At 45.2% G+C, this 12,540-nt stretch carries 12 protein-coding genes; 9 read left to right on the top strand and 3 right to left on the bottom strand.

The window, feature by feature from the left end; translation table 11 throughout:
• Positions 1 to 37: 37 nt before the first annotated feature.
• A complete protein-coding gene (locus ACYVD4_RS11305) occupies positions 38 to 1,765 on the top strand; it encodes a GMC oxidoreductase (protein ID WP_460945539.1) in 1,728 nt (575 codons plus the stop codon).
• 1 nt (position 1,766) lies between these two features.
• Entirely contained in the window at positions 1,767 to 2,231 is a 465-nt protein-coding gene (locus tag ACYVD4_RS11310; RefSeq protein WP_460945541.1) for a 3-oxoacyl-ACP synthase, read from the top strand.
• On the opposite strand, the gene ACYVD4_RS11315 is transcribed toward ACYVD4_RS11310, so the two are convergent.
• On the bottom strand, positions 2,228 to 3,859 hold the full coding sequence (locus tag ACYVD4_RS11315; RefSeq protein ID WP_460945543.1) for an amidohydrolase: 1,632 nt from the start codon (positions 3,857 to 3,859) through the stop codon (positions 2,228 to 2,230). The two genes, ACYVD4_RS11310 and ACYVD4_RS11315, sit on opposite strands and share 4 nt — an antisense overlap.
• A gap of 106 nt (positions 3,860 to 3,965) precedes the next feature.
• On the opposite strand from ACYVD4_RS11315, the gene ACYVD4_RS11320 reads away from it, so the two are divergent.
• From ACYVD4_RS11320 to ACYVD4_RS11330, 3 genes are read left to right on the top strand one after another with little or no spacing between them, the layout of a single operon-like run.
• Positions 3,966 to 5,354 carry a TolC family protein gene (locus tag ACYVD4_RS11320; protein WP_460945545.1) on the top strand — a complete coding sequence of 463 codons (1,389 nt, stop codon included), beginning with the start codon at positions 3,966 to 3,968 and terminating at the stop codon, positions 5,352 to 5,354.
• 53 nt (positions 5,355 to 5,407) lie between these two features.
• Complete coding sequence (locus tag ACYVD4_RS11325) at positions 5,408 to 5,614, top strand: DUF2188 domain-containing protein (RefSeq protein ID WP_460945547.1); 207 nt, start codon at positions 5,408 to 5,410, stop codon at positions 5,612 to 5,614.
• A 39-nt stretch (positions 5,615 to 5,653) separates the two neighbouring features.
• Positions 5,654 to 6,343, top strand: coding sequence for a DUF421 domain-containing protein (locus ACYVD4_RS11330; RefSeq protein ID WP_460945549.1), 690 nt, complete (start codon positions 5,654 to 5,656; stop codon positions 6,341 to 6,343).
• Positions 6,344 to 6,349: 6 nt separating this feature from the next.
• Here ACYVD4_RS11330 and ACYVD4_RS11335 read toward each other — a convergent pair whose 3' ends face one another.
• Entirely contained in the window at positions 6,350 to 7,438 is a 1,089-nt protein-coding gene (locus tag ACYVD4_RS11335) for a DNA topoisomerase IB (RefSeq protein ID WP_460945551.1), read from the bottom strand.
• Positions 7,439 to 7,547: 109 nt separating this feature from the next.
• Positions 7,548 to 8,138 carry a DUF6962 family protein gene (locus ACYVD4_RS11340; RefSeq protein WP_460946213.1) on the bottom strand — a complete coding sequence of 197 codons (591 nt, stop codon included), beginning with the start codon at positions 8,136 to 8,138 and terminating at the stop codon, positions 7,548 to 7,550.
• 162 nt (positions 8,139 to 8,300) lie between these two features.
• Between ACYVD4_RS11340 and sucD the strand changes: the two genes are divergently transcribed.
• The 4 genes from sucD (at position 8,301) to ACYVD4_RS11360 (ending at position 12,448) form a co-directional block, all read left to right on the top strand.
• Complete coding sequence (gene sucD, locus ACYVD4_RS11345; protein WP_460945553.1) at positions 8,301 to 9,176, top strand: succinate--CoA ligase subunit alpha; 876 nt, start codon at positions 8,301 to 8,303, stop codon at positions 9,174 to 9,176.
• A gap of 13 nt (positions 9,177 to 9,189) precedes the next feature.
• Positions 9,190 to 10,410, top strand: a complete 1,221-nt coding sequence (locus ACYVD4_RS11350; protein ID WP_460945555.1) for a DUF4271 domain-containing protein — start codon at positions 9,190 to 9,192, stop codon at positions 10,408 to 10,410.
• Positions 10,411 to 10,529: 119 nt separating this feature from the next.
• A complete protein-coding gene (locus tag ACYVD4_RS11355) occupies positions 10,530 to 11,312 on the top strand; it encodes a uroporphyrinogen-III synthase (protein WP_460945557.1) in 783 nt (260 codons plus the stop codon).
• Between the two features lie 182 nt (positions 11,313 to 11,494).
• Entirely contained in the window at positions 11,495 to 12,448 is a 954-nt protein-coding gene (locus ACYVD4_RS11360) for a PorP/SprF family type IX secretion system membrane protein (protein ID WP_460945560.1), read from the top strand.
• Positions 12,449 to 12,540 lie beyond the last annotated feature (92 nt).

Genomic DNA, 12,540 nt, shown 5'->3' on the forward strand with positions numbered 1-12,540 from the left:
ATGAATTCGTAATATAGCAGTTGAAATACATTGGATAATGAACATAACTGGTGATGCAAAAGCGGCTCGCACTTACGATGCTATCGTGATTGGTTCGGGTATTAGTGGGGGATGGGCGGCTAAGGAACTCTGTGAAAAAGGGTTGCGAACGCTTGTGCTGGAACGTGGGCGTGATGTACGACACATTACCGATTATCCGACGGCTACTCAAAATCCCTGGGATTTTCCGCATCGGAATCGAATGTCAGAAGCGTTCGACAAAGAGAATCCTATTGCCACCAAATGTTACGCGCTGGATGAGAGTACCCAGCAATTTTTCGTGAAAGATGCCGAACATCCTTATGTTCAGGAAAAACCGTTCGACTGGATTCGCGGCTATCAGGTAGGAGGTAAGTCATTGATTTGGGCGCGGCAGACGCAACGTTGGAGTAAATTCGATTTCGAAGCCAATGTTCGTGACGGGGCCGCTGTCGACTGGCCGATACGTTATGAGGACGTAGCGCCCTGGTATAGCCACGTCGAAAAATTTGTGGGAATAAGCGGTAATAAAGATGGTCTGGAAACGCTGCCTGACGGCGAATTTCTGAAGCCCTGGGAATTGAACTGTGTTGAGAAACATATTCAAAAACGCGTTGCTGAGCAGTATAAAGATCGCCACGTTATCGTCGGTCGTTGTGCCCATCTGACCGAACCTAAGCAAATTCATTACGATCAGGGCCGGGCACAATGTCAGGCACGGCATTTATGTTATCGGGGGTGTCCATACGGTGGCTATTTCAGTTCGAATTCTGCTACGTTACCTTGGGCTGCCAAAACGGGTAAGCTTACGCTACGTCCTGATTCAGTTGTTCACTCGATTATTTATGATGAAACAAAGGCCGGGTCGACGTTCGGGAAAGCGACTGGCGTTCGCGTGGTAGATGCCCACACAAAGGAAATGACGGAATATTATGCCCGAGTTATTTTCGTAAATGCAGCTTGCCTGAATACCAATCTGATTCTACTTAACTCAACCTCCCGGCGATTTCCAAACGGTTTGGGCAATGATAATGGCTTATTAGGTCGCTACGTAGCGTTTCACAATTATCGCGGAAGTATTACGGCTGATTATGAGGGTTTTAAGGATGACTACTATTTTGGTCGGCGACCAACTACGGCCTTTATGCCGAACTTTCGAAATGTTGGTAAACAGGAAATGGATTTCCTACGAGGTTATATGGTTGCTTTTAGCGCTGCCCGTACAAACTGGGGCAGGGGAAAAGCTCAGGCTGGTTTTGGTGCCGAATTCAAAGATAAATTAAGTGAACCGGGTGCCTGGAATATTTACATGATGGTGCAAGCCGAGACGGTACCGCGTTACGAAAACCATGTTCGGCTGAGCACTGACCAGAAAGATGCGTGGGGCATTCCACAACTCGTTACGTCGATTGAATATACCGATAACGATGTCAAAATCTCGAACGATTTTCTGGAGCAGGGAGCCGATATGCTCGAAAAAGCAGGCTGTATACGAATCAAACCTAATCATGATCAGCGTAATCCCGGTCTTGACATTCACGAAATGGGCGGAGTCCGTATGGGCCGTGACCCGAAAACATCACTGTTGAACGGACATAGCCAATTGCATTCGGTAAAAAATGTCTTTGTAACTGACGGTGCAGCTATGACATCCACCGGCTCTCAGAATCCATCTATTACGTTTATGGCATTAACCGCAAGAGCTGCTACGTTTGCCGTTAACGAAATGAAAAAGAAAAATTTATAGCGTGACTGATAACGATTTACAAATTAAGCAGACACTTTTTAGCCTTTGTCAAACCTACGTACAGCAACGTATCAACACAGCTCGTATGGCTATGGAAGCGGCTCAGGAAGCGGCCAATTCAGAGTCCAAAAGTAGTGCTGGAGATAAATACGAAACAGGCCGAGCAATGGCGCAACTCGAACGCGACCGAAACGCCCAATTGTTAGGAGAGGCACTAAAACTCCAGCAGGATTTAAACCGACTGGCGGTTGATAAAATCTACGAAACAGCTCAACCCGGAAGTATGGTTATTACCAATCGTGGTACGTTTTATATTAGTATCAGTGCGGGTAAATTAACCTTCTCTGGAAAGGATTATTTTGCTGTATCGCCCGCTTCGCCGATTGCTACATCGTTGTCGGGCCGAAAAGCGGGCGATACCGTTACGTTTAACCAACAGACGTATCAGATTCTGTCGGTGAGTTAATGTACCCGTTCGCCACCAATCCATGTTTGTTTTACCACAGTCTGGCGAATTTGTTCATTCGGAACAGTCATAATGTCGCGGTCAAGAACCACGAAATCAGCTTGTTTGCCAGGAGCGATGCAACCGCGTAAATGATCTTCGAAGCAAGCGTAAGCCGCCCAACGCGTCATCGCTAACAAGGCTGATTTACGGTCGACGGAGTTTTCCATCTGAAAGCCGCCAGCCGGATAATTTTTGGCATCCTGTCGGGCTACGGCTGCGTGAAAGCCGAAGATCGGATTTACGGCTTCGACGGGGAAATCGCTTCCGAACGTAATGAGTCCATTTTGCTTCATCAAGTCATTAAACGCATAAGCACTTTTCACTCGTGTAGCTCCCAGACGATCGGCTGCCCAATACATATCTGACGTAGCGTGTGTAGGTTGGACAGACGGAATGATGGAGTATTTCCCGAATTTCGCTACGTCATCAGGCGATACAACCTGCGCGTGTTCAATGCGCCAACGCCGGTCGTTTTTCTCGATAAGTAACTTGCCATATAAATCGAGCATCAGATGATTGGCCGAATCGCCAATGCAGTGGGTATTTGCCTGAAATTTCGAATTATACAGCAGTTTCGTAACACGCTCCAACTCAGATGGGCTTAATAGAAGAAATCCGCTGGTTTCAGGGCGGTCGCTATAGGGCTGGCGCAGACAGGCACCCCGCGAACCGAGTGCACCATCGGCATAAAGCTTAAACGAACGTACTGTCAGGCGGTCGGTTTGGAAAGGGCCGCGCTGGAGAAAATAATTCATATTCGTCTCGCCGAGACTGATCATGGCATAATCCCGGATTTTAAGCTTACCGATACGTTGCAGACTATCGATCAGGTTGATTTCATCGGGATTGATACCTGCGTCTGAAACAGTGGTCAGTCCTAAGGCAACACACATTTTTTGCGCATTAATCAGCATTCGGGTTTTATCGGCGGCATCGGGTCGGGGAAGTACGCGTCTGATGAGTTGCATGGCGTTATCTACCAATACGCCGGTAGGTTCGCCGTTTTGCAATACCACTTCTCCGCCAGCCAATTGAGAACCGGCCGTTATGTTTGCTAACCGAAGGGCTTTGGAATTTACGACCAATGCATGTCCATCTATACGCATCAACGCAACTGGAACGTCGGGAAACGCGGCATCGAGTTTTTCTTTTGTCGGAAAGGTTTTTTCAGGCCAGTCGTTCTGATCCCATCCCCGTCCCGAAAGCCACTCTACGTTGGGATGGGCTTTGTAGAAATCTTTTAAACGTTGAATCACTTCATCATACGACGTAGCACCAACTAAATCGGCCTGATCGAGAACCTGACCCAAGCCCAGAAAGTGCGCATGTGGGTCGTAAAAACCCGGATAAACAGGGAGTCCATCCAGATCAGTTTTGGTTTCGGCATCATATTCTTCGGCTAAGGTTTTCGACGAACCAACGGCCAGAAATTTACCATCTTTTATAACAAAAGCATCGGCGGTTGAAAAGCTCGAATCAGCGGTATAGATCGTGGCATTGGTAACGAGCAAATCCGCCTTTTTTTTTGATGAGCAACCAGATATAAGCAGCGAAAGAGTAGAAAGCAGTAATGCTATACGTTTCATGGTGTTCGGGAAGAAAAATGCAAGATAAATGAAAGGCTGATAAACTGATGTGCTTATCGCAGATTCCCTTACTTTTGTTGTAGTTGTTTTTGATAACATTAATTCAATGAAACTCAGCCACTGGCTCACTCTAGCTTGCCTGCCTCTTTCGGTCTTCGCTCAACAAACGCCCAATGCCATTCAACGTGCTCAGCAACGTACTTTTACAGTCGCTACAATTCCGCAACCTGGTGAATTACTGACTTTACAACAGGCTGTTCAACAGGCAATTGATAAAAACTATCAGATTAGAATCAATCGTTCGCAGGAAGAGATAGCCCGAAACAATTACACCAAAGGGAATGCTGGTTACCTGCCCGTTTTTACAGGAAATTTGAACTCGAACGGAAGCTTACAAAGCTTTCGACAAACGTTTATTGATAACATTCGCCCTCCGCAGGAAGTAAAAGGTATTTTTAACCGAAACTCCAACGTGGGGGTTAACCTGAATTATACTGTTTTTAACGGGTTTGCTCGTCGAACTTTTTACACGCAGCTTCAGCAGTTGCTTCAAATCAGCACGGTGAACACACGGGCTAACGTTGAGGCCACGATTGCTGGCATCGCAACCAGCTATTATGACGTAGTACGTCAGTTACAGCGCTTAATCGCGTTCAGTCAGGCGCTCGATATTTCGCGCGAGCGGCTTGAGCTGGCCAGAGCAAACTATGAAGTAGGAACGCGCTCGAAAGTTGATTTTTTGAGTGCTCAGGTCGATTATAATACGGATAGTGCGGCCTTGCTGTCGCAGGAGCAGTCATTACGAAATGCTAAAATCATCCTGAATACGCTATTGGTACGCGATCCGCAAACGGAGTTTTCAGTGCGTGATACCATCGTTGCCCGAGTTGATCTGCAACTGGCTCCGTTACAGCAGTCGATGTCGACCAACAACCCGCAATTAGCTTCGCTGGTGTTGAACCGTAGCGTGGTTGATTTGAACGTCGAGCTGGCTAAAGCCCAACAACTCCCGCTGGTTACAGCACAAACAGGATATAACTATCAATTTATTGATAACCAAGGCGGTTTTGGGGTTGCTACCGGACGTACCAGTGCCGTAACCTATGGCGTAGTAGCGTCTATCCCGATTTTCAATGGCTACAATCTGAAGCGGCAGATCCAGAATGCAAAGGTTAACACAATGATTGCGCAAAATCAGGAAAACGATTTACGTCTTCAGTTGCAGTCGGCTGTGACACAGACGTATCATAACTATCAGAACAGCTTGAAGCTACTTAATCTGGAGGTTCAAAATAACCAACTGGCGAATCAGAACGTAGAAATTGCCTATGACCGGTACAGAATTGGAAACTCAACGTTTGTTGAATTCCGGGATGTGCAACGTAACGCCATCAACGCACAGACGCGCCTGATCGAAGCCGAGTACAACGCTAAAGCGGGTGAAATTGAGTTACTTCGGCTTAGCAGTACTATCTCGCAGGAGCTAGGTTTGTAAACACTTATTGGTTGAGCCAGTTATTGCTGAAACGTATTAACTGCTCAACCAACATGCCCTGGTCAAAAACAGACTATCCTAATTCGCTGAAGTATTTTATGGCCCCCGTTCGGAACAAGGCCATCGAAATCGCTAATGCCCTTCTTGCCGACGGTGCCCCCGATGACCGCGCTATTGCCATTGCTACGTCAAAAGCCGAAGAATGGGCCGAAAATCGTGGGATGAAGATTCGGAAAAATAACGCCCCAGAAACGAAATAACCGCCAGATTTCAAGCCTGTTTATATACCGACAGAAACTATGAAAGAACCGGTTGAACCGTTCGATTGGGAGCGCATACTGCTCGATGATTTCCCTTGGCTATATCTGGGCGAAGTAGCGCTTCGAACCATATTCATGTTCCTGATTCTGCTGATAGCCTTGAAAATTTCAGGAAAGCGGCAAATCAGTCAATTATCAGTATTTGAGCTTGTTTTGGTGATTGGCTTGGGTTCGGCGGCAGGCGACCCAATGTTTTATCATGACGTACCACTGGCTTCTGCGGTTGTGGTCTTTGCGGTCATGATAATTTGCTATAAACTAATCACAACATTATCCGATAAAAACCGCCCAGTACGGGAAGTGCTGGAGGGCAAGCCGATTTATGTGATCGAAAATGGCTGTATTCTGATCAATAACTTCAAAGACGAAGATATAACACAGGATGAGTTGTTTACGATGCTACGTCTATCGGGAATTCGTCACTTGGGAGAAGTCCAATACGCTATTCGCGAGCCAACGGGTGAGGTTAGCATTTTTTCATTCGAAACATCTGAAAAACGCGCTGGCTTACCAGTTCTGCCAAACGCGTTGAAGATGGCTGTAAAAACTATAAAGCAACCCGGTACGTATGCCTGCTGCGTATGCGGTAATGTACAAACGTTTGGGAATGAGCAGCATCCGGTTTGTCTAAACTGTGAACATGATAGTTGGGTTAAAACGGAGCAGTAAACGTTGTTACGTTGCTTTAGCCACTTTTTTTACTGACTTTTTTACCTGATCGTTCAGGAAAGTCAGTAATAATTTCTCTACACCGTCGAGACCATGCGGGCTGGTTTTTCGATAACGATTGCTACGTTGAATATACGGATTCAAATCATGACATTCGTAGGCTTCTAACAGTTGCGGATGAACGTAGTGTTTTCGGCAAACGGTACGTGTATTTCCTAATTGATGCGCCACCTGATCGAGCACTGTATTCACATTCTTCTTCGATTGTTTTTCACTCTCGCAGGGTTCTAGTTCAACAAGTAGACGTAATGCATTGACGGTTCCGGCCCAGGTTCGAAAATCTTTGGCCGAAAAATCGCTTCCCATTGTTTCGTGCAGATAGTCATTAACCATCCCTGAATCAATAGGATGCCGTTCTCCGTTTTCATCGAAATATTGAAACAATTCTTTACCCGGAATGTCACGACAGGCTTTAACTAGTTTTGCCAGCCGTCGGTCGTGGAGCGCGATGTCATGATAAATACCTTTTTTGCCTTTGAAACTAAAACGTAGCTCCTGTCCATTTAGCTTAACATGACGGTCTTTCAAGGTGGTCAGGCCGTAAGACCCATAATCCTTTTCGTAAGCCGCGTTGCCAATTCGAATCAGCGTCTGTTCCATTACAGATAAGGCAATAGCAATTACTTTATTGCGTGATAATGAGCGCTGATTCAGATCTTTATGAAGTTGCTTGCGTAGCAACGGCAGGGCTTTACCGAAAGCCGCCATCCGGAAGAATTTTGTTTCACTCCGAATAGCATTCCATTTTGGATGATATCGATATTGTTTTCGATTTTTGGTATCGATGCCGGTTGCCTGTAAATGGCTATTGGCTTTTGAGCTAATCCAGACGTTTTGCCAGGCAGGAGGTAGGGCAAGCCCACGAATACGATTCAACGTTTCGTCGTCATGGATTTTATTTCCCTTCGTGTCAACATAGGAGAACGTAGCACCATTTGCTTGCCGACTGATACCGGGCGTGGTATCGTTGCTATAAATGAGTCGGGCAGCACGGGCTGTCTGAACGAGGTCGTATTCGGGTTGCGATAAATTCACTGTATTTAGGTCTCAAAAGAATAATGCAGGTGAATAACCGCTTGAGCAGGGAATTGGTTAGGTAGCTGGAGAAATTTCTGGGGAAACGGGTTTTACTACGTATCGTTGACTACCGAATAGATGTACGCCATTCGGCTGCTTTTCCGAAAAACCACAAGGATAACGTAGTGGCATAATGATAAAAATCGGTTGGATGAATAAGGCTCTTGAAGGCATCGGCTTTTGTGGCAAGTCCCATTGCCATAGCTGCCATTACAACCCACAACCCCCGTTTATTACGTTGCAGTAGTGAAAATACCGCCAACAGCATCAGTACCAGAATTCCCAGTGAGGGAACAATTGGTGTAAAAACGCGCACATCGGGGAGTAAGAGGCTGATAAACAGGAATAAACCGAATAAAACAGTGGTAACGAATGTGACCAGTGAAAGGGTCCGCAGATTAAGAAGTGCATACACGGCAGTAACCACGCAAACAACACCTAACGTATTGGAAAGAACAACCATGGATTGGCGCAAAGGCTCAAGCGATTCATTTCCTGCAAAATGAATAACGCTAATCAGTGCCGCCAACGAAGTAGTAAGCAGGAAAAACCCCCATAATAGGCGGTTAAAAAAGGAAATACGTCCGAAAAAATGCCAGAATACGCCAACGCCCGCACCGGCCAAAATAGAGCCGGAAAGGATGTGTGAAAAAATCATCACGTAATTTACGAAGTTTCGGCTACTTTTGCCCAACTTTTTATGAGAAGTAACGTGGTTAGACGAAAGAAGAAAGATAAACGTTGACTCGAATGCCTTTTTTCAACTATCTGCTCGTCTTTCCTCTTTAAAACCGTATCGCCAACGATTTCCAAAACCGTCATGAGTGTTTTAGTAAACAAAGACTCCAAAGTTATCGTCCAGGGCTTTACCGGCTCGGAAGGCAGTTTTCATGCCCAGCAAATGATTGAATATGGCACCAACGTAGTTGGGGGCGTTACGCCCGGTAAAGGTGGGCAAACACACCTCGACCGGCCGGTGTTTAACACCGTTCAGCAAGCTGTTGACCAGGCCGGAGCTAATGTGTCCATTATTTTTGTTCCACCTGCATTTGCTGCCGATGCCATTATGGAAGCCGCTGAGGCAGGCATCAAGGTTATCATTTGCATTACGGAAGGGATACCAACGGAGGATATGGTTGGTGTGAAAAATTACCTGACCGACAAAGATGTACGCCTTATTGGGCCAAACTGCCCAGGTGTTATGACGGCCGAAGAATGTAAAGTAGGTATCATGCCGGGCTTTATTTTCAAAAAAGGTACAATTGGCATTGTTTCGAAGTCGGGAACGTTAACGTACGAAGCTGTTGACCAGTTAACCAAAGCAGGTTTGGGCCAATCGACTGCTATCGGTATTGGTGGCGACCCGATTATTGGTACGACGACCAAACAGGCTGTTGAATTATTAATGAATGACCCCGAAACCGAAGCTATCGTTATGATTGGTGAAATCGGTGGCGGTATGGAAGCTGAAGCAGCTCACTGGATAAAAGCTGACGGAAATCGGAAACCTGTTGTTGGGTTTATTGCTGGCCAAACGGCTCCAAAAGGTCGTCGGATGGGCCACGCTGGGGCTATCGTAGGCGGTGCTGATGATACAGCCGCTGCTAAGATGGCCATCATGCGTGAATGTGGCATTCATGTAGTTGAATCGCCTGCTCTGATCGGTGATACAATGCTGAAAGCTTTAGGAAAATAAAAAAAGCGAAAGAGTGAAAGAACAAAATAGTGAAAGAGTGAAAAAGCAGGGGTGGTGTATCAAAACGATCGCGACGCTCTTTTGCTCTTTCACTCTTTCACTCTTTTTATTTTCCAGTGTTACGGCCCAGACGCGAAACGTAGGAACTGGCCCAGATGGACGTTATTACCCTGTACATGATTTTCGGGAGGATTTTCAGGTATATGACGAAGGAGCAAAAGCCTATATTCCGTACATTGTTGAGCAACATGCCGACCAGATTGCCCTAAGTGCTTATATCGACCTCGAAAGTAACCGGAATTACAGCCTGTTGATTTCAACAAAAGAAGACGGCTATCTATTTATCAATGCCGCTCTAAAACGAAAACTGGTTGCTAATCAGTGGCAGATACTACGTATCGATAGCCTGTATCGATTATATCGTCAGCCCGAGATTTTTCTGACTATTTACGGTGCCCCCGGCATTGATGGTAAACAACTATTTATTGGTTACCCAAAGTCGACTACGCAAAAGCAAGTGGTACTACGTGACGATAATTTGAGTGTTCGGCCTCGTCCACAGACTGTTTATGCGAATTTTCTGGGCTTAGGTTTATTGTTTTTGTTAGCCTCCCATGCGTTTCTGTATTCACTATATCACCGAGCTTTTCTTCGGTTCTATAGCCTACGCGATTTACTCTCATTGCGAGCGCAGGAAGAATCTTTTCTGATTAATAGGCCACTCAGTGGTACTAATACACTATTCGTGCTGAATCTTAGTTTTGTGATTGCTTACCTGATCATCTTTGTGCAAAGCCGAAATCTGGACGTATTTGCATCGCGGAGGCTATTGTTAGGAGAAACCAATCTGGGTTGGCTGATTGGTGAGTTTTTCCTGCTTAGCACGGCCGCGTTCTTTAGCCTGATGGGCAAATACATAAGTCTTGAAGTCATCGGCGGACTCTATAAACTACAGGGTATTGTTTACGTTCATTATTTCAAAATCCTGCAGGCATCTCTGTTGTTTTTTTCCTTTCTAACAATCTTATTGGCCATAGTAGCTTATAACCTGCCTCTAGTCGAATGGCCGGCAAGTTTGCTGATTTTTCTTCTTACGGTCTTTTATGTAGCTCGCCTGGCGCTTCTCTACGTCGTGATACGTAGTCAGGAGCCTATCAAAAATCTCTATTTATTTTCGTACCTTTGCATTGTCGAATTGATCCCGCTTATCATTGGTTTGCGTTTTGCGCTGTGATAAGAAGTTGATGGTCTGAAGTTAGATAGCTATGGTAACAAACTGTTGGTTCTGGCAGTTTCTGATATATCTACCGGCTTCATCCCACAACCTAACGATTGACCCCGAGTAGAGATTCAATGAACGAGCCCAGCATGCATCTTGCCGAAAACCGGCTTACTAAGGTGAACCGGTTGTTAGTAACCCAATCCCGACCTGCCGACGAAAAGTCTCCGTATTTTGATTTAGTCAGCAAATACAACGTCCAGATTGATTTCCGACCCTTCATCCAGATTCAAGGCGTATCATTTAAAGATTTTCGTCGTCAAAAAATTAATATCCTAGGGCATACGGCCATTATATTTACCAGCCGTAATGCCATCGATCACTTTTTCCGGATTTGTCAGGAAGGACGTATCGAGGTGCCTGCCGATATGAAATATTTCTGTATTTCGGAGCTGACAGCCAATTACTTACAGAAGTATATTGTTATTCGGAAGCGTAAAATATTTAGCGGTACGAAAACGGCTGTTGAGCTTTTTGATTTAATCAAAAAACATAAGACAGAGAAATTCCTTTTCCCCTGCTCAAATATCCGTGGAAATGATATTCCAGAGTTTATGGATACGAGCGGACTGCACCTGACGGAGGCTGTCATGTATGAAACCGTACCTACTGACTTATCTGATTTGGATATCCGTAGTTATGATATTATTGCTTTCTTCAGCCCCTCTGGTGTTAGTTCCTTATTGAGCAATTTCCCAGATTTTGCTCAGAATGGTACACGATTAGCAGCATTTGGTCCTACAACGGCTAAAGCTATTGTGGAGGCTGGATTGACTCTGGATATTGAAGCTCCTTTACCCAATGCACCTTCTATGACCGGGGCGCTGGAGTTGTACATAAAAAAGGCCAACAATTAATTTAGTAAATAATACTTATGTGTTGAATGCCAGAGGTGAGTTTTATAGCTCATTACTGGCATTCAGTCTTTATTTATATACCAATAATTTGGCCTTATCAGCGTTTACTTGTAAACTGTGACCCGATAGTAAAAAAGCTGTGTTTGTTCATAACCAGCAATTCCGAATCCTGTTGTATTAGTATGATTCGCACACTCTACGTTTACGCCTTCCTGCTTACCATTGCTATCCCATCAGCCTTGGCTCAGCAGGACCCACAATTTAGTTTGTATATGTACAATCCGGTTTATTATAACCCGGCAGGAGCTGGATCGGAGGGCGTATCCAGACTACAACTTACTCATCGGACTCAGTATCTGGGTTATCAGGCAATTGGCAGTAATGATGATGGAGCACAGAGTACGCAGTTGTTGTCATTTAATATGCCTCTTGATAAAATAAAATCAGGTATTGGCATCTATGCACTGAATGATAAGCTCGGGGCTGTTATTAATCAGGCTGTACAACTTTCTTATGCTTATCGAATGACACTTAAAAACGGTACGTTGGCAGTTGGCTTACAGGCAGGGTTGTTCAGTAAAGGATACAATTACGGCCAATTACGGCCCGGAGAGGCAGGCGATCCGCTTATTCCTACGGGTACAATTAGCCAGGCAAGGCCTGATTTTGGAGCTGGTATTTATTATAACACAACGGATTACTGGATCGGTGTAAGTATGAACCATATCAACCAGGCAACTTACACTGTTGGGACAGATCGGTCAACTAACCCGCTGAATCGAAACATGTATTTGTCGGCAGGTTACCGACTCGGGTTAGGATATAATATTGACATACAGCCGTCTATACTGGTTCAATATACAACACCCAGTCAGGGAAACGTAACGGTTAATTTGACTGGTACATATGACAATCGGATTTGGGCAGGGCTGGGGTATCGTTATCAGGATGCGATAATGGCTACAGTAGGCGTAAACCTTATGCGTAATAATGCATTACGTGTGGGCTACTGTCTGGATATCGTTACGGGGCAGGTAAAGAGCCCAACATCACATGAGCTAATGGTATCGTATGCGCTGCCAGCTATCGATGCCAGAAAAAAACCTATTATACGCACCCCACGTTTTAGGTACTAATTTAATAAAAAATTGTATAGTTCTCTGAAGGGGTGTATACCGTTAAATATTTTGGCAATATTGTTGTTAGAGTGTTTGGCATAAGAATGTTA

It is taken from the genome of Spirosoma daeguense, assembly GCF_054776875.1.